The following is a 21,322-nucleotide window of genomic DNA, read 5'->3' on the forward strand; positions in this document are numbered from 1 at the left end:
AGGCGTAATCGAAGGACAACAGGTTGAAATTCCTGTACCACCGTAAACCGTTATGAACGATGGGGTGACGCAGGAGGGTAGTGACGCGGACTGATGGATGTCCGTCCAAGCAGTGAGGCTGATGTGTAGGCAAATCCGCACATCAATAAGGCTGGGCTGTGATGGGGAGTGAAAATTATAGTAGCGAAGGTCATGATCTCACACTGCCAAGAAAAGCCTCTAGTCAGGTGAAGGTGCCCGTACCGCAAACCGACACAGGTAGGCGAGAAGAGAATTCTAAGGCGCGCGGAAGAACTCTCGTTAAGGAACTCGGCAAAATGACCCCGTAACTTCGGGAGAAGGGGTGCCTCGGTAGGGTGAATAGCCCGAGGGGGCCGCAGTGAAAAGGCCCAAGCGACTGTTTAGCAAAAACACAGGTCTGTGCGAAGCCGTAAGGCGAAGTATACGGGCTGACGCCTGCCCGGTGCTGGAAGGTTAAGGGGAGCGGTTAGGGAGTAATCCCGAAGCTGTGAACCGAAGCCCCAGTAAACGGCGGCCGTAACTATAACGGTCCTAAGGTAGCGAAATTCCTTGTCAGGTAAATTCTGACCCGCACGAATGGCGTAACGACTTGGGCGCTGTCTCAACGAGAGATCCGGTGAAATTTTAATACCTGTGAAGATGCAGGTTACCCGCGACAAGACGGAAAGACCCCATGGAGCTTTACTGCAGCTTGATATTGGATTTGGGTACGATCTGTACAGGATAGGTGGGAGCCTTTGAAGCATGAGCGCCAGCTTGTGTGGAGGCGACGTTGGGATACCACCCTGATCGTATCTAGGTTCTAACCTGGTACCGTAATCCGGTGCGGGGACAGTGTCAGGCGGGCAGTTTGACTGGGGCGGTCGCCTCCTAAAGAGTAACGGAGGCGCCCCAAGGTTCCCTCAGAATGGTTGGAAATCATTCGAAGAGTGCAAAGGCATAAGGGAGCTTGACTGCGAGACCTACAAGTCGAGCAGGGACGAAAGTCGGGCTTAGTGATCCGGTGGTACCGCATGGAAGGGCCATCGCTCAACGGATAAAAGCTACCCTGGGGATAACAGGCTTATCTCCCCCAAGAGTCCACATCGACGGGGAGGTTTGGCACCTCGATGTCGGCTCATCGCATCCTGGGGCTGAAGTAGGTCCCAAGGGTTGGGCTGTTCGCCCATTAAAGCGGTACGCGAGCTGGGTTCAGAACGTCGTGAGACAGTTCGGTCCCTATCTGTCGTGGGCGTAGGAAATTTGAGAGGAGCTGTCCTTAGTACGAGAGGACCGGGATGGACGTACCGCTGGTGCACCAGTTGTTCCGCCAGGAGCATGGCTGGGTAGCTACGTACGGAAGGGATAAGCGCTGAAAGCATCTAAGCGTGAAGCCCCCCTCAAGATGAGATTTCCCAACTAGTAAGACCCCTTGAAGACCACGAGGTAGATAGGTTGGAGGTGGAAGTGCAGCAATGCATGGAGCTGACCAATACTAATCGGTCGAGGGCTTATCCAAAACATATTTCAATGTGTTGCAAATTCGTTTCGTATCTAGTTTTCAGGGAATCAATCTCTGTAACTGCATACAAGTTATGATGGAGAGATACCCAAGTGGCTATAAGGGGACCCTCTGCTAAGGGGTTAGACTGCGTAAGCGGTGCGAGGGTTCGAATCCCTCTCTCTCCGCCATTTGAATAACTTGAACGCAAATAGGTTTATATGGCGGTGTAGCTCAGCTGGCTAGAGCGTACGGTTCATACCCGTGAGGTCGGGGGTTCGATCCCCTCCGCCGCTACCATACATACCTGGAGGCTTAGCTCAGCTGGGAGAGCATCTGCCTTACAAGCAGAGGGTCGGGGGTTCGAACCCCTCAGCCTCCACCATGTACTTATTTTTATTACCTTACCATGCCGGTGTAGCTCAATTGGTAGAGCAACTGACTTGTAATCAGTAGGTTGGGGGTTCAAGTCCTCTCGCCGGCACCATCTTTAATAATGTGGAACTGTGGTGTAGAGGCCTAACATGCCTGCCTGTCACGCAGGAGATCGCGGGTTCGAATCCCGTCAGTTCCGCCATTATTAATCTTAAGGAATAAAAATGGTCGGTTTTCCACAGATTAAAGTGGGCAGGATTGCATTCCGCACTTTATTTTTATGTCATTTATGTAAGGCTCGGTAGCTCAGTCGGTAGAGCAGAGGACTGAAAATCCTCGTGTCGGCGGTTCGATTCCGTCCCGAGCCACCTTTATATCCTGGAGGATTAGCGAAGTGGCCAAACGCAGCAGACTGTAAATCTGTTCTCGTCCGAGTTCGGTGGTTCGAATCCATCATCCTCCACCAGTAAATAAGAGCCATTAGCTCAGTTGGTAGAGCACCTGACTTTTAATCAGGGTGTCGAAGGTTCGAGTCCTTCATGGCTCATCCGAAGAGTCGTCAACGTTGTTGACGGCTCTTTTTGTGTTGTTTTTAAGCAGTTTTTCTCCAATGTAACTGGACTTAGAGAGAAGGCATTGTCGCTTGCACTGGGTGTTATGCTAAAATAAGAAAAAACGATAAAGTGGTGGAGTCATCAATGGTGGAGATGGAGCACATCGTTCAGAAACTAGAGCAGACCTTGGGTACCTCACTCGGTTTAAAAACATTGAATGCTCAGGAAGCAGCATGGTTAACAAAACTAATAGCGACCTCACCGCCATTCGGTGATCGGATGGGTCATGAGGAAAGAGCCCAGGGGACTAGTAGCCGTGAAGAAAACAGAACCTCACACCAATCACGAAGGGTTCACGGCGCCTATGTGCACAAGGACCTTGGTGAGATTTGGATTCCTGTGAATCAACAGGATCCTAGTCGGGTAATTGTAGCGAATCAGAGTGCTTTGACGGAGTCCGAGATTGGGCTTATAACTCTACTATTGTCGAGCCTTCAGGATACGACACCAGGGGTAGTGTCCAAGAGTGCCGGTAAGGTTGAAGAAGAACGACGCGCCCAACAGTTGGGTGGTTGGTTAAAGGAACGCCTGCAAGCCGGTGAACTGCTTGCTGAATTACCAGAGGAAATGTGGATTCGGACAAGCTTGACGGAGGACATGGTTCCCTTTCTTCTTATTCATGAGAGCGAGCACGCCCCTACTCCAAGTTATAAGGCACTGCATCGGTTATTGCGCAGCTATTTTGGCGGGGACATCATTCTGGTGCCACTGCTTGATAAGGAATGGATTATCCTAGCGAACCAGGAATTGCTGGACGGTATAACGACGGATGATAAAGATGATGCTTCGGTGGAAGGCGATCAAGATTTACTCTCCTTATTCTGCATGGGGCTCTACGAGCTGATTTCAACGGAATGGGTGGGGGATTTCCATATCTCGGCGATACCGGCAGTTAATGCCCTGCATGCTCTGCCACAGACCGTTAGCATGTTAAGAGAGACCATGACCATCGGCCGTACATTCCAGGTAAAGGAACATATCCATCTGTCGACCGGGCTTCATCTGGAGCGCCTGGTCTATAGCATTCCCGAGTACCAACGCAATCAATTTCTGCGAGAGTACGCTGCCGGACATACCGATTTATTCGAGGATAGTGAGACCTTGTCAACGCTGGAGTCTTTTTTCGAATTGGATTGTAACGTGAGCGAGACGGCCAAGCACCTATATATTCACCGTAACACGCTGCTATACCGCCTGGATAAGATCAAACAGGAGACGGGGCTTGATGTTCGCAGCTTCAGTGATGCGGTTTTAGTGAAAATAACGCTTCTATTGTATAAAGTGACGAAAAGGAAATAGGTTTTTTGTGCAGATTGTGTATAGCAAGTCAGGTGCCTATGGGGTAATATAAGATTATAAATTAATTGTATTCGATTTCATAACATTCATATGAGGGGGCAAATGCACATGGCTGGTGTACGCTTAGAGCATATTTACAAAAAGTATGCAGGTGCGGATAAAGCAACTGTAATTGACGTTAATTTGGATATTAAAGATAAAGAATTCTTGGTACTGGTAGGTCCTTCCGGTTGCGGTAAGTCCACGACACTGCGTATGATCGCAGGTCTTGAGGAAATTTCTGAGGGTAAACTTTACATTGGCGACCGCGTTGTTAACGATGTAGCACCTAAAGATCGTGACATCGCGATGGTATTCCAATCCTACGCCTTGTATCCACATATGAACGTATATCAGAACATGGCATTCGGTTTGAAACTCCGTAAAGTGAAGAAAGACGAAATCGATAAACGTGTACGTGAAGCAGCAAAAATCCTGGATATCGAGCATTTGCTCGAGCGTAAACCAAAGGCTCTGTCCGGTGGTCAGCGTCAGCGTGTTGCCTTGGGTCGTGCGATTGTCCGTGATCCACAAGTCTTCTTGATGGATGAGCCACTTTCCAACTTGGATGCGAAACTCCGCGGTCAGATGCGTGCCGAAATTACAAAGCTGGTTAAGCGCCTTGAAACCACTTGTATCTATGTAACGCATGACCAAACAGAAGCTATGACGATGGGTGACCGTATCGTTGTTATGCAAGACGGCATTATTCAACAAGCGGATTCCCCAGAGCAACTGTACAACAATCCGAACAACCTGTTCGTTGCTGGTTTCATCGGTTCCCCAACCATGAACTTCATCAACGGTAAATTGTCCGAGCAAAACGGTGGCGTATACTTCACTTCCCAGGGCTTGAACGTTCAAGTACCAGGTGGTAAAGCGCAATTGCTCAAAAACAAATCCATGATTGGCAAAGAAGTAATCATGGGTGTTCGTCCGGAAGATATTCATGAAGAGCCCGTCTTCCTGGAAGCTTCCCCGAACACAATCTTCACTGCAAAAGTTGACGTAACCGAGAACCTTGGTCACGAAATGCTCTTGTACCTGAGCGGCTTGGGCACCGATACGGTTATCGGCCGTGTAGACGGGCGTTCGACTACTCGCGAAAGCGACAATGTGAAATTGGCACTCGACATGAACAAAGTTCATATCTTTGATAAAGAGTCTGAATTGAACGTATTGCTCGAAGACTAATCTTCAGCAATCGGGATCTCTTGAAAACCGCCCTCTCAAGGGGCGGTTTTTTTAGGAGAAAAATACATAAATCCAGGTAGTATTCACTCCTAGAGAGGGTTTAAGGTGTTTCTCGCAGAAGGTAGTAGATGCATTCAAAGGAATAGCAGATATATAAAGCAGTAAACCCAGATACTGGAGAAGAATGGAGTTTATAATGCCTTTCGTGATAAAACATTACATTTATATTATTCAAGTTATAGTACGTAATCGTAGTGTCGGTTCACCCCAATATAAGCCTAATGTCGCGATTGAATAGCCGGTTAGAATTGCATTCATTGGTTTTTTTCGATAAGATAAGCACAAAGCAAGGCATACATAAGTATGGGACATACGGGATGTTGAAGCATATTTCATGTGAATTGCCAGATCGCTGATAAGGCTTATACAGATTATCTACTTTAGATAATATCGAATATGGAATATATCATCCAATACGGGCCGCGTACATGACGGTTGCGTTGTGATGTCAACATACAATGGAAGAAGAGGGGTAAGACCATGGCCAAGAAAGTGAAGGTATCCGAGCTGGTCCAGCAGTTTCAGCTGGAGGTCATCGCAGGTGAGGAAGGCTTAAAACGTCAGATTACAACGGACGATCTGAATCGCCCGGGATTGGAAATGGCCGGTTATTTTGAATACCATCCGCGGGAACGGGTCCAGCTACTGGGCCGCACGGAGTTGGCTTTCTTCGGAATGCTGAAGCCGGAAGAGCGTAAAGAGCGGATGCGCAGCCTGTGTACGGAAGAAACACCTTGCATTGTAGTTACTCGTTCCTTGGAAGTGCCGGAGGAACTGGTGGAACTCGGGAACGAAAGAGGTTTGCCTGTACTGCGCAGCAGTATGGCGACAACCATTCTGACAAGCCGATTCACAAGCTTCCTGGAGCGTAAACTTGCACCAACTACAACCATCCACGGGGTATTGTGCGATGTTTATGGCGTGGGGATGCTGATCACAGGTTCAAGCGGTATCGGGAAGAGTGAGACGGCATTGGAGCTCGTCAAACGCGGACACCGGTTGATTGCGGATGATGCGGTGGAGATACGTCAGACATCGGATTTTCAGCTTCACGGAACGGCGCCGGAGTTGATTCGCCATCTTCTGGAGATTCGCGGAGTTGGTATTATTAATGTCATGACGTTATTCGGTGCAGGAGCCGTTCGGAACAATAAACGGATTACGCTTGTTGTTCGATTGGAAGCTTGGCAGCAGGATAAACAGTATGATCGTCTGGGATTAGATGAAGAAACAACACGAATTATTGAGACAGACATCCCTCTGGTCACCATTCCGGTTCGTCCAGGACGTAACCTTGCGGTTATTATTGAGGTAGCAGCTATGAACTACAGATTGAAACAAATGGGACTGAATGCTGCGCTGCAGTTTACGAACAAACTGACAGCTACGATCGCTGAAGATATGGACGATTTGGACTAGGACTAGGGAGGTTATAAAAGATGCAAACATTGCTCATCGATCCGGTGGCGTTCTCCATCGGATCGCTGCGTGTTCATTGGTATGGCTTGATTTTGGGGTTGGGAGCTTTAGCGGGGCTGTTACTGGCCATTCGCGAGGGGAAGCGTTTTGGCATTCCGCAGGAATTTTTTATGGATTTGCTCTTGCTTGGTGTTCCTTCCGCAATCATTGGTGCGCGTATTTATTATGTAGCTTTTAAATGGGAAGATTATAAAGACAACTTCCTGGATGTGTTCAAAATATGGAACGGCGGGATTGCCATATTCGGTGCCCTTATTGGTGCCATTATCTGTGCGTTAATCTTTGTTCGCCGGAAAGGCTATTCATTCTGGCGGATTGCCGATATCTGCGCTCCGTCCCTGTTGGCTGGTCAGATCATTGGACGCTGGGGGAACTTCGTTAACCAGGAGGCCTATGGCGGTCCTGTAAGTGAATCCTTTTTACGCGGACAGCTGCACCTGCCTGATTTCATCGTGAATCAAATGAATGTACAAGGTGTATTCCATCATCCTACCTTCTTATATGAATCGCTATGGAACTTGGTGGGTATTGTCATATTGCTTATCCTCCGCAGACAGAAATTCCTGCGCGCAGGCGAACTCTTCATCGGATATTTCATCTGGTATTCCATCGGCCGATTCTTCATTGAAGCGGTGCGTACGGACAGCTTGGCGTTCCAAGGCGCAACCGGACTTGCCGACTTCATTAACAATACGCTGTGGGCACCGATGACTTGGATGGGCTTTGAACTGGGCCATCTGGATCCGGCTTACGGCAATATTCGGATTTCTCAGCTGCTGTCGGTGTTCTTCGTCATTGCAGGCATCGTATTGATCGTTGTACGCCGCGTAACAGGCCGCGCCAATGTGCGTTATTTGGACCCCATCGTGTCAACGAAGATCGGAGCAGGGCCAACGCCTGAAGCTGACCTTCAGACGGATAAAGCCGTGAAGTCATCTGCGCAGGCACCTGTTAAGCAGGATAAACTGGCAGCAGATCCAGTAGAGAAGGATGATACAAGCTCTCTAATCCAAACCCAGGAGACGGAAGTCAAATCGTCCCGAGTAGAAGATACTCCGGCAATAAAACCAGATACGGAGGACAAAAAGGAGTAGTTGCAGCATGATAGAAACCGTACTGTTTGATTTAGACGGAACCATTATTGATACGAATGAATTGATTATCTCGTCGTTTCTGCATGTCTTCGAGGCTCAAGCACCGGGACCGTTAACCAGGGAGCAGATCATTCCACATATGGGAACCACGCTGGAACAGCAGCTGCAGGCTTTCTCGGGAGGCGTTGAGGATGTTAGTCCGTTTGTCAAAGCCTACCGTTCCTTCAACACGCTTCATCATGATGAGATGGTTAGACCGTTCCCTCATGTAAATGAGGTCGTGGAGCGCCTTCATCGTCACGGGCTTTCGCTTGGGATTGTAACAACTAAGATTCGTCCTTCTACGATGATGACTTTGGAAAAGTACGATCTCGAGCGATTCATGTCGACGATTGTTACGGTGAACGACGTCGAGCATCCGAAACCGCATCCTGAGCCCGTTCTGACAGCAATTGAGCGGCTGGGCGCCAATCCGGCTACGACATTGATGATCGGGGACAGTCCGGTCGACATTCAGTCCGCCAAGGCGGCGGGTGTGAAGGCCGCAGCTGTAGCTTGGTCCCTGAAGGGTGAGCAGAAGCTGATGGAGTATGGTCCGGATTATGTTTTAAAGGATATGAAAGACCTGTATGAAATCGTAGGACTTCAAGAGGAATAGGAGTTTTGGCAGCATGGCCAGAAAGGTTACCCGTTATCCTGTAGAAGGGCCCAACGCGCTATGGCAAATCTACCGCACCGTGAGCCCGTTTAAGGGCGTCAAGAACTTCATCTTTATCCAGTTGGCCCGCTATTGCCCTATCCTGCCCTTGAAGAACTGGATATACCGCCATATGCTCGGGATGAAGGTGGGAAGACATACTGCGTTTGGATTGATGGTCATGGTGGATGTGTTTTTTCCGGAGAAAATATCTATCGGCGAGAATTCGGTGATCGGCTACAATACAACGATTCTTGCCCATGAGTATCTAATAAAGGAATATCGTCTGGGTGAAGTGCGGATCGGGGAGAATGTGCTCATCGGCGCGAACACCACGATTTTGCCTGGCGTAACGATCGGAGATGGAGCGGTTGTTGCTGCAGGGTCTGTCGTACATAAAGATGTGGCACCGGGTGTTTTTGTAGGCGGCAATCCATTGCGAGAGCTGAAGAGGACATCGACGGAAAGTGAGTCAATTTGAGGTAATGTGACAAGTTAGGTTCTCAAGCTACCTGAATTATTGTAGAATGAGTATAGGATAACATGACACAAAGCGATTCCATAGTCCCCGGGGTATGATGGCCTTGAGGGACTTTTTTGCCCGCCCATCCCTTTTCATTGACTCTATGAAAATACTTGAATCAAGGAGGCGACGCCTGACATGAGTGCAACGCTGAACAAGAAGGAAAGGCTGCCGCAGCTCGATATTTATCGTGCGCTGGCCATCCTGGGCGTGCTTCACGTTCATGCGACTTCATTTGCAACAGTGGATGCGATTGATTCGCGATTCTATTATATTATTAATTTTTTGAATATTTTCTTTAAATACGGTACACCCTCGTTTATATTCCTAAGCAGCTTCGTGCTGTTCTATAACTATGCGGACCGGCCGCTGACCAAAGATCTAATCAAAAACTTCTACAAACGGCGGCTCTTGTACATTTTGCTGCCTTATGTGTTGTTCTCGATCATCTATTTCTTTGTGCGGATGTATCAGAACGGGCTGCTCAACAGCTCATTTGATCTATGGGCACAGATGCCTCTTTTCTTTGAACGTTTAATTCGGGGGCAGAACTATACGCACTTATATTTTGTATTTATCAGTTTGCAGTTCTATATCTTGTTCCCGATCTTCCTTAAGCTGTTCAAATCGTCACGGTTTCTCGTACGGTGGGCGGTTCCCATCGGGTTCCTGCTTCAATGGGGCTTTATCATATGGAATAAATACGAGCTGCACTACACGTTTAAAGGAAGCCTGGCCATCTCGTATTTAGCCTATTATATGCTGGGTGCTTATCTGGCGATGAATTACGACAAATTCAAGGGCTGGCTTACGTCATCCTGGAAAAAGCAGACTTCAGGTCAAAGAGCAGGTACGGTCGTGTTATGGGCCGGTTGGCTTGCGATGGCACTGACACATGTGCAGATTTGGTACAATCAGAGATTGCACGGTGCCAAATACGACTCCCTGTTGTACGAGCTGTTATGGAATCTGCACACGGTTTTCTCCGCGATTGTGCTGATGCAGCTGGCCAGCTGGCTGTATAACAGCGGTTGGAAACTCATCGTGAAGGTGCTGACGCGGATTGGCGAGTTGTCCTTCGCGATCTATCTGGTGCATCCGCTCTGGCTGTTCCTATACCGGGAGTACGATCTCAAGCTGAATCCGGTAACCGATGATTATCTCATCTGGATTTATGGTGGCATGGTTACTGCGCTGATTGTCAGTGCACTGGTGGTACAAACGGTGTTCCGGTGGATTCCAGGCTCCTGGATGCTGCTTGGCAGCGTTCCGCGATCATTGAAGCCATCATCCAAAGCACCGAAAGCACCAACGCAGAGAAAAGATACCGTTACAGGCGACAGCAAAAAATCGGTGGATCTATAACCATAGCAGGCATACTTTTTTCTTATTTATCATTATGAAGCAAAGCCGTCCGGCAATCGGACGGTTTTTTTGTATTATGCGTGGCTCTGGACATAGCAGAGATTCACCCCTAGATAAGCAAGCCACTCCAGCATGTTCTTGTGTTACAATTATACCCAGAAGTTAAGCAGATTCTTTGGCGGCTAAGGCGGATTACAACGGAGAACGATACATAGCAGGACGCATTTATGATGCATTGACGATCAGGCAGGGTTCATGGTAATATAGCCAATATCCTTTAATTTATTAGCAAGGTACTACTTTACCATAGTAAAGACTTTTCTGAATTTGAGGTGGAGCGTCATGTCTAAACCGAAAGGCTTCGAAAAACCGGCAGGTGTTCGTGATTACCTCCCTCATGCGGTCACCAAGCTGCGCCGGATTGAACGTGAAGTGCTGGCATGTATGGACCGCTGGGGATACCGGCAGATTATGACACCAACGATGGAATATTACGATACGGTAGGCGTGGCAAGCTCTACGTCGGACCAAAAACTGTTTAAATTATTGAATAAGCGCGGAACGACGATGGTGCTGCGGTCCGATCTGACTGCTCCCATAGCACGGGTTATGTCGTCGCTGCTGAAGGATGAGCCATTACCGGTGCGTTTGTCTTACCATGCGAATGTGTTTCGCGCAATCGAAGAAGAGGCGGGCCGGGAGGCTGAATTCTTCCAGACGGGTGTAGAGCTTGTAGGCGACGATACGCCGGAGGCTGATGCTGAAGTGATTGCACTGGCCATCGAGTCTCTGAAGGCGGCAGGCGTGGAGAAATTCAAAATCGCGATGGGGCATATGGGTTACCTTAATGGCCTGCTCCAGGAGGTGCTGCCTGAGCGGACGGAGGATCAAGAGAGCCTAAAGCAGGACCTGCTAAACCGCGACTATGTCGGATACCGAAATACCATTGCCAGTCTGCGGCTTACGGAGACACAGCAGGATCAGCTGGAAGGAATCCTGAAGCTGCGCGGGGGGCGGGAGATTGCCGGGCAGGCACTTGAGATTAGCAGCAATGATCTCGCAAGAGCTTCTATTGAGCACCTGTGCAGAGTATGGGAGGTGCTGGAGGCATACGACGTCTCCAGGCATGTTCTGTTTGATCTGACGATGCTCGGAGACTTCTCCTATTACACCGGCATGACGTTTGAAGGCTATGCTGCTGAGCTAGGTTCACCCGTTGCGAGCGGCGGTCGTTATGACAAGCTGCTGCAGCAGTTTGGCCGTGCCGTTCCGGCAACCGGCTTTGCGCTTAAGACCAATCGCATATTGGATGGGGTGCAGGGAGAAGAGATTACGGAGGAGCTGCCCGTTCTGATCCGTTACACGGCTTCCTATCGCAAAGAAGGTTTGGCGAAAGCGTCAGAATTGCGGGCACAGGGTCATACCGTCATCACCTCGATTATGCCGGACTCGGCGAATGTCCGAGATGAGGGGGTACCCGTTGTATCCGGCAGTTTGCTTAATAGAGGCTATCGGGAGATCATTACCCTTCGATAGAACGCTGATATATCACTCTATTTTATTTAGGTTAAGGTCAGGAGGAGTTGAACGTGGCGGAAACGTTGAAAGTAGCGATGCCCAAAGGGCGTATATATAAAAAAGCATCCGCGCTGTTTCGTTCAGCCGGACTTCCGATTCCCCTCGATGTGGATGAGACGCGCAAGCTGGTCATTCCCTTGCCGGAGGCAGGAATGGAATTTATTCTGGCGAAGCCGGTGGATGTGCCGACTTATGTGGAATACGGTGTCGCGGATATCGGAATCGTTGGCAAAGATGTGCTGATGGAAGAGAACAAAGACGTCTATGAGCTGCTCGATCTCGGTATCGCAAGGTGCCGGATGTCGGTTATCGGCTTACCGGACTGGAAGCCGGGCATACGTCAGCGGGTTGCCACCAAATATCCGAATGTAGCTTCGCAGTATTTCCGTGAACAAGGCCAGCAGGTTGAAGTTGTTAAGCTGAACGGTTCCATCGAGCTTGCACCGCTTATCGGCTTAGCCGACCGGATCGTGGATATGGTGGAAACGGGCCAAACGCTCAAGGAGAACGGACTTATAGAGATGACCAGCATTTTTGAAATTACAAGTCGCCTGATTGCCAATCGCGTCAGCTATCGGATGAAGAATGATGAAATTCAGGCATTGTGTGATCGGCTGCAAATGGTCATTATGTCTGAGGGAGCGAATATACAGCGCTAAGAAACGAAGTATAAACAAAGATGAGCATGGATAGATCGGACATATAGATTGTCGATTCGTAAGAAACGCTATGCATGTATGAGGTCAAATGTGATGCAAGCAGCGGGATTGGGGGAGATGAAGGTGAAGGTTGTATCAGCACGGGACTTTCAGCTGAAACGGGAAAATGATTATGGCACACCAGAGCAGAATGAAGTCGTGAAGGCGATTGTGCGGGATATTCGGTCTGAAGGAGATGTTGCCTTATTGCGGCATACCGAGCAATTGGACCGCGTCCGTCTTAAGGCAGATCAGCTTCGCGTAACGGATGAAGAGCTCCAGGAGGCTTATCATCATGTGGAGTCTTCGTTCGTGAAGGCGATTCAGGCCGCGGCGAATAATATTCGCGCTTTCCATGTGAAGCAGAAGCGTAATTCCTGGATGGATCTTCAAGCCGACGGCAGCATCTTGGGACAGATCATTCGTCCGTTGAAGCGTGTGGGTGTATATGTGCCCGGCGGGAAGGCAGCCTATCCTTCGTCCGTGCTGATGAACGTCATCCCGGCGCAGGTGGCAGGCGTGCCCGAGATTGTCATGGTCACCCCCCCGGCTACCGGCGGGAAGGATGGGATTAATCCCTATATCCTGGTCGCCGCAGCCGAGGCTGGCGTTACGGAGATCTACCGCGTAGGAGGAGCTCAGGCGATTGCGGCGTTGGCCTACGGTACGGAGAGCATCTCCCCCGTTGATAAAATCTGCGGTCCCGGCAATATTTACGTTGCGCTGGCCAAGCGAGAAGTGTACGGGGCGGTCAATATTGACAGCCTGGCCGGTCCGAGCGAGATTGCGGTATTGGCCGATGACAGCGCAGATGCTTCGTATATTGCGGCGGATTTGCTCTCCCAAGCAGAGCATGACGAGATGGCATCCGCCATTCTCGTGACGCCTTCACGCAAGCTGGGCGAGGCCGTTGCCACTGAAGTGCAGCGGCAGCTTGAACTTCTGCCGCGGCGTGACATCGCCCGCGCCTCCGTGGACACTTACGGCGCGGTGATCATCACGGAATCCCTTAGAGAAGGGATTGAAGTTATTAACCGTTTGGCGCCGGAGCATCTGGAAATCGTGACGGAGGAGCCGATGGCGATTGTGGGCCAGATCGAGAACGCGGGTGCGATCTTCCTCGGGCCATATAGCTCAGAGCCGGTAGGTGATTATTTTGCAGGACCGAATCATATCATCCCGACGAATGGGACGGCTCGGTTCGCATCGCCGGTTGATCTGGACGATTTCATTAAGAAATCAAGCTTGATCTACTACAGCAAGGAAGCCCTGCTGCGCGATGGCGAGCAGATTATGGAGCTGGCTCGGCGCGAAGGGCTTGAAGGCCATGCCCGGGCGATCGAGATTCGGCTTGAACAGGAGCGTTAAGCATCAAAGAGGAACATGAATGATTCGTTCATACTAGATACGTTTAGAGGAGGCAATCAACGTGAGCAGTTTGGATGCAGCAGCAAGATCAGCCGGCGTGAGCCGTAAAACCAATGAGACCGATATTGCCCTGGATTTCAATGTCGATGGAACCGGGATCTCGGAATTGGAAACCGATGTGCCGTTTCTGAATCATATGCTTGATTTGTTTACGAAGCATGGGCAATTTGATCTTCGCGTCAAGGCGAAGGGAGATATTGAGATCGATGACCACCACACGGTGGAGGATATCGGGATTTGCCTGGGGCAGACGTTCCGCGAGGCGCTGGGCGATAAAAAAGGGATTAAGCGGTACGCCAGCGTGTTTGTACCGATGGATGAGGCGCTTGCTCAAGTCGTTGTAGATATCAGCAACCGTCCGCATTTTGAGTATCGGGCCGAGTATCCTTCGCAGCAGGTAGGCTCTTTTGATACTGAGCTTGTCCATGAATTTCTGTGGAAGTTGGCGCTGGAGGCGCGGATCACGCTGCATGTCATCGTTCATTACGGACACAATACCCACCATATGGTTGAAGCGGTATTTAAGGCGCTCGGCCGTGCATTGGATGAGGCGACTACCGTGGATCCGCGGGTGACCGGCGTGCCATCCACGAAGGGAGTGCTCTAATCGATGGCGATTGCAATCGTGGATTACGGCATGGGCAATCTGCACAGCGTCAGCAAAGCAGTGGAGCGGCTTGGATATAAGCCGCTCGTCACCGGGGAGCGAGAGGAGATTCTGGCGGCGGATGGCATCATTCTGCCTGGGGTCGGCGCGTTCGGCGATGCTATGGAGCAGCTGCGCGAAACCTCGCTGGACTCGGTCATGAAGGAAGCAGCGGAATCGGGGAAGCCGCTGCTGGGGATTTGCCTCGGCATGCAGCTCCTGTTCAGCCGGAGCGAGGAGCATGGCAAGTTTGAAGGGTTGGATATTTTGCCCGGATCGGTTGTACGGTTTACGGGTGGTGACTACAAGGTGCCGCATATGGGCTGGAATTCATTGCAGTTCGAGAAGCGGGAGCATCCGCTGTTTGCGGGACTTGAGGAAGGTCATGTGTATTTTGTCCACTCGTATCATGTTCTTCCTGAGGTTCAGGCTGACTTGCTGGCGGTTACCGATTACGGTCAGCCAGTGACAGCCATCGTGGGCCGCGATTCGGTGTATGGCATGCAGTTCCATCCCGAGAAGAGCGGGGAGCTTGGGATGAGCCTGCTTCGCAATTTCTTGGCTTTAACGTAATGTAAGGTGATCAAATAGACCAGAAGGAAAGTGGGAATGGGGATGTCCTCTTTTATCATATATCCGGCGATCGATATTCGCGGCGGCAAATGCGTCAGGCTCGTGCAAGGCGATTATAATCAAGAAACGGTATACAATGACAATCCGCTCGAGGTAGCCAAATCGTGGGAAGAGCAGGGCGGCACCTTTATTCATCTCGTGGATTTGGACGGAGCGAAGACAGGCCATCCGGTGAATGACGATATCATCGGGAAGATCGCAGCAAGCGTTCAGGTTCCGGTTCAGGTAGGCGGAGGTTTGCGCACGCTGGCGGATGTGGAGCGGCTGCTGTCGCTTGGCGTCAGCCGGGTTATCATCGGTACGGCAGCGATTGAAGATCGTGTCTTTACGGAAGAGGTGCTGGGCAAGTACGGGGATAAGGTGGCCATTGGGATCGACGCGCGCAACGGATACGTCGCAACTAGGGGCTGGTTGGAAACGTCGGAGGTTCAAGCCGAGGTGTTGGCTAAGGAGCTGGCAGCCAAAGGAGCGGAAACCTTTATCTTTACCGATATTTCCCGGGACGGGATGATGCAGGGGCCTAATGTGGAGGGGATTGTCTCGCTGGCGAAAGCCAGCGGCCGCTCGGTCATCGCTTCGGGCGGCGTGACGAAGCTGGACGATTTGCTGGCGCTCAGCGCGCACAGCGGCGAAGGTGTAGGCGGAGCGATCGTAGGCAAGGCGCTGTATACAGGCAATATTGACCTGAACGAGGCAATTACGAGAATCAAATAGGTCTGACTTAGGGTCCGTTCAAATAAGCGGTTGATCGATAGAGTTCATAGGGGAAGAGGGGAAAGGTATGCTGGCAAAACGGATCATACCTTGCCTGGACGTGAAGGACGGCCGGGTGGTGAAGGGTGTAAATTTTGTGAATCTCCGCGATGCGGGCGATCCCGTGGAATTGGCGGCGCTCTATGACCGGGAAGGCGCAGACGAGTTAGTCTTTCTGGATATTTCAGCATCGGTCGAAGGGCGGGCGACGATGGAGGAAGTCGTGCGGAAAACGGCAGGGGAAATTGCCATCCCTTTTACCGTGGGTGGAGGCATTTCGTCCGTTGAGGATATGAAGCGGATTCTGCGGGCAGGCGCGGATAAGATCGGGATGAATACGGCAGCGGTCAAGCAGCCGGAGCTGATCTCAGCCGGGGCACGCAAATTCGGCTCCCAATGCATCGTTGTGGCCATCGATGCCAAGTACAACGAAGCGTGGGGGGAATGGGAAGTATACACGCACGGCGGACGTACGCCTTCCGGCATCAAAGCGCTGGATTGGGTGAAGCAGGCGGAAAGCCTGGGTGCAGGCGAGATTCTGTTGACCAGCATGGATGCGGACGGGACGAAGGATGGGTTCGATCTATCACTTACCTCTGCCGTATCTTCAATGGTGCAGATCCCGGTCATCGCGTCCGGCGGTGCTGGCAAAGAGGATCACTTCTATGACGTGTTCACCACAGGCAAGGCGGATGCGGGTCTTGCCGCAACGATTTTCCATTATAAAGAGATCTCGATTCCTCATCTGAAGTTGCATCTTAGTCAAAAAGGAGTGGATATACGATGAGCGAAGATATGTTGAAGGATTTATCCCTGGAGCAGGTCAGCGAGCATATCCGTTGGGATGCCTCGGGCCTGGTGCCGGCGATTGTACAGGATGCACAGAGCAAGCAGGTGCTGATGATGGCTTATATGAATCGGGAGTCTCTTCGCTTGACGCTGGAAAGCGGCGAAACTTGGTTCTGGAGCCGTTCGCGCGAGGAGCTGTGGCATAAGGGGGCAACTTCCGGGAACGTCCAGACGGTCGTATCCATGACGTACGACTGTGATGGAGACACCCTCTTGCTGCTGGTGGATCCGAAGGGACCTGCTTGTCATACCGGACAAACAACCTGCTTCTACAATGAGATTACGGTTCAGGGGCAGAAGAGCGGGACTGCGAATAACCGTGCAGCTGCAGAGAGCGGGCGGTTTGCGGTTCTTGCCGAGCTGGAAGAAGTCATTGCCCAGCGTGAAGTGGAGCGGCCTGAAGGGGCTTATACGACTTACCTCTTTGATAAAGGGGTAGACAAAATTCTGAAGAAGGTGGGCGAAGAAGCTTCGGAAACGATCATCGCCGCCAAAAATAAAGACAACGCCGAGCTTAAGCTTGAAATCAGCGATCTGATCTATCACCTACTGGTACTTCTCCAGGAGCGCAAGCTCCCACTGGATGAGATCATGGATGAGCTGAGTCGCCGCCACGAACGGCCACGCCGCGATTAGGAGGTCTACCGATGCATATTGATTACCATACCCACCATGCCCGGTGCGGACATGCCGAGGGGCAGCTGGAGGAGTATGTACGGCGCGCCATTGAACTCGGGATGGATCAATTGGGCTTGTCGGATCATATGCCTTTGATTCACGTCAACCCGGAAACCTATTATCCGGAAATGGCCATGCCGATGGACGAGCTGCCGCGTTACGTGGAAGAGTGCCTGCAGCTGAAGGAACGCTACAAAGGACAGATTGACATTCGGATCGGTCTCGAAGGCGATTATATCGAGGGATACGAAGAACAGATTGAGCGGATTGTGAAGGACTATCCGTGGGATTATGTTATCGGCTCCGTACACTTTCTGGGTGAGTGGGATATTACGGATTACCGTCAGACCCAAGGCTGGGAGGACAAGGATCCGCTTGAGGTTTATCAGCAATATTATGATGCAGTGCAGAAAGCCGCCGCGACCGGCTTCTATGATATCATGGGCCATCTGGACGTGATCAAGCGGTTCGGTTATGGACCAGGCCCCGAACAGAAGCCGGACGTGATCGCTCTGGAACAAGCCGCGCTTGCGGCTGTGGCCCAAAGCGGGAAAGCCATGGAGCTGAATGCCTCCGGATTATCAAAGGCCTGTGAGGAAATGTTTCCGAGCCGCCGCATGCTGGAGGAAGCGATTAAGCTTGGCGTTCCGTTGACTTTAGGGTCGGATGCCCATCAGCCGAGGAAGCTGGGCGAGCATCTGGACCAGGCCAGAACACTGCTATCGGAGCTTGGCGTTCGGGAGATCGCGACCTTCCGTAACCGGAAGCGGGAGATGGTGCTTTTGAATGTTGAGGGAAACAATGTATAATAAAGATAAGCACTAATTGCAAACAGGTTTATTGCAGACGGCTGTTTTCTACTTCTAGAGACCCTTCTTCGAAGAGGTTGATGGAGGCGGGAACGGCCTGATTTGACGATAACGCTTTCAACGAGATCGTTGCATCAGCCATTATCAACCACTCTCGTCAGGAGGTCCTCATGTATCGTTCATTACGATTGTTCGCCGGAACTTCCAATCCGGCGCTTGCTGCAAATATCAGTAAGCAGTTGGGAGTTGAACCGGGAAAGATCAAGATTTCCCGCTTTCAGAGTGGCGAAGTTTATGTGCACTTTGAAGAGAGCATCCGCAATTGCGATGTTTTTCTGCTGCAGTCCTTTTCTCACCCTATCAATGAAATGTTCGTAGAGCTGCTGGTGATGATTGATGCCGCGAAGCGTGCTTCCGCCAGAACGATCAATATCATTGTGCCTTATTACGGTTATGCCAGACAGGAACGAAAGGCAGCACCGCGTGAGCCGATTTCGGCCAAAATGGTAGCCGATGTGCTGACCACAGCCGGGGCCAACCGCGTGATAACGATTGATCTGCATGCCCCTGCTATTCAGGGTTTCTTCAATATACCGGTGGATCATCTGACTGCGCTCGATCTGATTACGGAATATTTGAAGACCAAGAAAATTGAGAACCCGGTCATCGTATCCCCCGATGCCGGGCGGGCGAAGACAGCCGAGAAACTTGCGAGCCGCCTAGGATCGCCGTTTGCCATGATGATCAAGCAGCGTCCTGCCCATAACGAAGCCGTTATCACCCATGTCATTGGGGACGTGGCGGGGCGTACGCCGATTATTATCGAGGACTTGATTGATACAGGAACCACCATCGTACAAGTGGTCGAAGGTCTGAAGGAACGGGGAGCTAATGATGCCATTGTTTGTGCAACCCATGGGCTCTTCTCCGGTGAAGCACTAAGCCGTCTGGACCATGCTCATATCGAGGAAATCGTGGTCACAGACTCCATCGTGCTCCCGGATCATCACTGCAAGATGCGGCTTAAGGTGTTGTCTGTTGCGCCCATGTTGGCCCAGGCAACCCACATTATTACCGAGGGCGGCTCGATCGCCACTTTATTCAAAGACGCCGGTGTGTAAACTGGTGTCTTTTTTCTGCAAATGACGTTGAAACTTGTGTTATACTGTTGTGGATAGAGGAGCAAGTTAAAGGAGGTGCCTTGCTTTTCGTGAATGGTTATCCATATGGGTCAAGTGACCCCCACAATGTTATATCTATCGAGATGAATGCCAATTTCTTCTTCGATCGCGCGGTTCGTTCGCTTGATCGTTTCCAATATGACAGGGCTCTGAAATATTTTCGCAAAGCTGTTGAATATGAACCGGATAATCCGGTGAATCATTGCAATATGGCGGGTATATTATCAGAGACGGGAGATTATAAAGCTTCCAACGATGTGCTGGCTCACATTTTGGAGCAAGTTGACCCGTTGATGACGGAGTGCTACTTCTACATGGCGAACAATTACGCCAATATGGAACAGTTCGAGCAGGCGGAAGAAGCGCTTGTTACTTATCTGGAGGAAGACCCCAGTGGTCAGTTTCTGGATGAGGCCGAGGAGATGATGGAGCTGCTTCATTATGAGCTGAATCGTCCTGCCAAGCTGAACCGGATCAAGAGTCGTGAAGGCGTGGTTGAGCATGAGCATGCCCGGGCACTGCTTGAGGAAGGAAAATTCGCACAAGCGGTCAAGCTGTTGGAGGAAATCGTCAAGGATTATCCGGATTTTCTGGCTGCGCGCAACAATCTGGCTTTGGCCTATTATTATATGGGGCGCTTTGATACTGCGAAGCGTACCATTGGCGAGGTGTTGGATCAGGAACCAGGCAATCTGCACGGTTTATGCAATCTGGCTATCTTCTTTCAGCATGAAGGAAATCAGGAGCAGCGTGACCGATTGATGGACATGCTAACGGTGACGGTTCCTTTTCATCAGGAGCATGTGTTTAAGCTGGCGACAACGATGGGAATACTGGGGCAGCACGAAATTGCCTACGGTCATTTTCGCCGGTTGTTGAAGGAAGAGGAGTTTAGCGGAGATCCTAGTCTGTATCATTATACGGCCGTTGCGGCATGCAACAGCGGTTATTATGACAGGGCCGAGAAATATTGGCGGCAAGCATTGAAGCTGGACGGAGATTCGGTGATTCCGAATTTCTATCTGGCGCAGCTGCAGAAGCGTAAAGAGACCGGTACGGACCAGATGAAGGTGAGTTACCACTATCACCTTCCGTTTGAAGAGCAGTTCAAACGCTGGGAGCATGACGGCGACAAATTGACGGAGGAAGCGAAACAGAATCCGCTGATTCGTTCTTCGTTCTTCTGGGCGCTCCGGCATGGCGATCCCCATACCAAGCTGCAGGTGATCCGGACGCTGGAATTGATTGCCGATGAAGAGGTGCAGCATGCGTTGCAATCGTTCCTACAGGAACCGGGAGAGGATGCGGAGCTGAAAGATGCCGCCCGCCTGGTACTCCAGCAGATGGAGGCCGCAAGCAATCGGCTGAAGGAACGCCGCGACGATCGCGATCTATCCAGTAGCAAGACCCGTGAGGTGCTGCCGGATTGGCTGCCTTCCTGGAAGGCGGTGCTGGAGAAGGCAGAGCAGACCATGGACATGCGGGTAGACCCTTTTTGGAAAAAAGAGATGGAGAATCTCTGGTCCGAGTTCCTGAGCCGGCTGTACCCTGATATTCCGAACATTCGGAATGTGGAGGGCTGGGCAGCGGCATTGGAATATCTGACGGCCAAGAAGCGTGGACGAACCCTAACCTATGAACAGGTGGCTGTCCGTTACGGTATTTCGCCATCAACGGTGAGTCGTTACGCACGTCAAATGGATAGCGTATGTGAAACGAAAGCACAGCCGGATGATAATTTCCGGCCATTTACGGAAAACATTTAAGTAAGAACCCATATTCGGATACTTAGGAGACCTTGGTACATGAAGATTCCATAAGTCCTGAAT

18 protein-coding genes, 8 tRNA genes and 1 rRNA gene (1 of these 27 only partly in view) are annotated in these 21,322 nt (G+C 50.8%); all 27 read left to right on the forward strand.

Going from position 1 to position 21,322, the window contains the following annotated elements; genetic code table 11:
- Positions 1-1,519: ribosomal RNA gene (locus NYE54_RS00685) — 23S ribosomal RNA — on the forward strand; it begins 1,410 nt to the left of the window's first position.
- Between the two features lie 81 nt (positions 1,520-1,600).
- Positions 1,601-1,692 (forward strand) — tRNA-Ser (locus tag NYE54_RS00690).
- Between the two features lie 32 nt (positions 1,693-1,724).
- Positions 1,725-1,801: transfer RNA gene (locus NYE54_RS00695), tRNA-Met, on the forward strand.
- 9 nt (positions 1,802-1,810) lie between these two features.
- Positions 1,811-1,886 (forward strand) — tRNA-Val (locus NYE54_RS00700).
- Positions 1,887-1,912: 26 nt separating this feature from the next.
- Positions 1,913-1,988: transfer RNA gene (locus NYE54_RS00705), tRNA-Thr, on the forward strand.
- A gap of 13 nt (positions 1,989-2,001) precedes the next feature.
- A tRNA-Asp gene (locus NYE54_RS00710) sits at positions 2,002-2,078 on the forward strand.
- 93 nt (positions 2,079-2,171) lie between these two features.
- A tRNA-Phe gene (locus tag NYE54_RS00715) sits at positions 2,172-2,244 on the forward strand.
- Between the two features lie 12 nt (positions 2,245-2,256).
- Positions 2,257-2,342, forward strand: a tRNA-Tyr gene (locus tag NYE54_RS00720).
- 8 nt (positions 2,343-2,350) lie between these two features.
- Positions 2,351-2,423: transfer RNA gene (locus tag NYE54_RS00725), tRNA-Lys, on the forward strand.
- A 151-nt stretch (positions 2,424-2,574) separates the two neighbouring features.
- Entirely contained in the window at positions 2,575-3,789 is a 1,215-nt protein-coding gene (locus tag NYE54_RS00730; protein ID WP_339269298.1) for a helix-turn-helix domain-containing protein, read from the forward strand.
- A 108-nt stretch (positions 3,790-3,897) separates the two neighbouring features.
- A complete protein-coding gene (gene ugpC / locus NYE54_RS00735; RefSeq protein WP_076326126.1) occupies positions 3,898-5,022 on the forward strand; it encodes a sn-glycerol-3-phosphate ABC transporter ATP-binding protein UgpC in 1,125 nt (374 codons plus the stop codon).
- Positions 5,023-5,562: 540 nt separating this feature from the next.
- On the forward strand, positions 5,563-6,501 hold the full coding sequence (hprK, locus tag NYE54_RS00740; protein ID WP_076326127.1) for an HPr(Ser) kinase/phosphatase: 939 nt from the start codon (positions 5,563-5,565) through the stop codon (positions 6,499-6,501).
- Between the two features lie 20 nt (positions 6,502-6,521).
- A complete protein-coding gene (lgt, locus tag NYE54_RS00745; RefSeq protein WP_339269301.1) occupies positions 6,522-7,655 on the forward strand; it encodes a prolipoprotein diacylglyceryl transferase in 1,134 nt (377 codons plus the stop codon).
- A 7-nt stretch (positions 7,656-7,662) separates the two neighbouring features.
- Entirely contained in the window at positions 7,663-8,313 is a 651-nt protein-coding gene (ppaX, locus tag NYE54_RS00750) for a pyrophosphatase PpaX (protein ID WP_339269303.1), read from the forward strand.
- A 13-nt stretch (positions 8,314-8,326) separates the two neighbouring features.
- Positions 8,327-8,833: an acyltransferase gene (locus tag NYE54_RS00755; protein WP_076326130.1), complete on the forward strand. Its 507-nt coding sequence runs from the start codon at positions 8,327-8,329 to the stop codon at positions 8,831-8,833.
- A 180-nt stretch (positions 8,834-9,013) separates the two neighbouring features.
- Positions 9,014-10,240 carry an acyltransferase gene (locus NYE54_RS00760; RefSeq protein ID WP_339269305.1) on the forward strand — a complete coding sequence of 409 codons (1,227 nt, stop codon included), beginning with the start codon at positions 9,014-9,016 and terminating at the stop codon, positions 10,238-10,240.
- Between the two features lie 342 nt (positions 10,241-10,582).
- On the forward strand, positions 10,583-11,776 hold the full coding sequence (locus NYE54_RS00765; protein ID WP_339269307.1) for an ATP phosphoribosyltransferase regulatory subunit: 1,194 nt from the start codon (positions 10,583-10,585) through the stop codon (positions 11,774-11,776).
- 53 nt (positions 11,777-11,829) lie between these two features.
- On the forward strand, positions 11,830-12,477 hold the full coding sequence (gene hisG / locus NYE54_RS00770; protein WP_076326133.1) for an ATP phosphoribosyltransferase: 648 nt from the start codon (positions 11,830-11,832) through the stop codon (positions 12,475-12,477).
- 123 nt (positions 12,478-12,600) lie between these two features.
- A complete protein-coding gene (gene hisD, locus NYE54_RS00775) occupies positions 12,601-13,884 on the forward strand; it encodes a histidinol dehydrogenase (protein WP_339273345.1) in 1,284 nt (427 codons plus the stop codon).
- Between the two features lie 61 nt (positions 13,885-13,945).
- Positions 13,946-14,551, forward strand: coding sequence for an imidazoleglycerol-phosphate dehydratase HisB (hisB, locus tag NYE54_RS00780; RefSeq protein WP_076326198.1), 606 nt, complete (start codon positions 13,946-13,948; stop codon positions 14,549-14,551).
- Between the two features lie 3 nt (positions 14,552-14,554).
- Entirely contained in the window at positions 14,555-15,163 is a 609-nt protein-coding gene (gene hisH, locus NYE54_RS00785) for an imidazole glycerol phosphate synthase subunit HisH (RefSeq protein WP_076326134.1), read from the forward strand.
- 42 nt (positions 15,164-15,205) lie between these two features.
- Complete coding sequence (gene hisA / locus NYE54_RS00790) at positions 15,206-15,937, forward strand: 1-(5-phosphoribosyl)-5-[(5-phosphoribosylamino)methylideneamino]imidazole-4-carboxamide isomerase (RefSeq protein WP_339269310.1); 732 nt, start codon at positions 15,206-15,208, stop codon at positions 15,935-15,937.
- A 67-nt stretch (positions 15,938-16,004) separates the two neighbouring features.
- Positions 16,005-16,763, forward strand: coding sequence for an imidazole glycerol phosphate synthase subunit HisF (gene hisF / locus NYE54_RS00795; protein ID WP_076326136.1), 759 nt, complete (start codon positions 16,005-16,007; stop codon positions 16,761-16,763).
- Entirely contained in the window at positions 16,760-17,461 is a 702-nt protein-coding gene (gene hisIE, locus NYE54_RS00800; RefSeq protein WP_076326137.1) for a bifunctional phosphoribosyl-AMP cyclohydrolase/phosphoribosyl-ATP diphosphatase HisIE, read from the forward strand. The genes hisF and hisIE overlap by 4 nt, the downstream gene beginning before the upstream one ends.
- Positions 17,462-17,472: 11 nt before the next feature.
- Complete coding sequence (gene hisJ / locus NYE54_RS00805; protein ID WP_339269313.1) at positions 17,473-18,312, forward strand: histidinol-phosphatase HisJ; 840 nt, start codon at positions 17,473-17,475, stop codon at positions 18,310-18,312.
- 170 nt (positions 18,313-18,482) lie between these two features.
- On the forward strand, positions 18,483-19,433 hold the full coding sequence (locus tag NYE54_RS00810; protein ID WP_076326139.1) for a ribose-phosphate pyrophosphokinase: 951 nt from the start codon (positions 18,483-18,485) through the stop codon (positions 19,431-19,433).
- Between the two features lie 143 nt (positions 19,434-19,576).
- Complete coding sequence (locus tag NYE54_RS00815) at positions 19,577-21,259, forward strand: tetratricopeptide repeat protein (RefSeq protein ID WP_179090737.1); 1,683 nt, start codon at positions 19,577-19,579, stop codon at positions 21,257-21,259.
- Positions 21,260-21,322 lie beyond the last annotated feature (63 nt).

Origin of the sequence: Paenibacillus sp. FSL K6-1330 (genome assembly GCF_037976825.1) — a bacterium.
In the GTDB taxonomy this organism is placed as follows: Bacteria; Bacillota; Bacilli; order Paenibacillales; family Paenibacillaceae; genus Paenibacillus_AQ.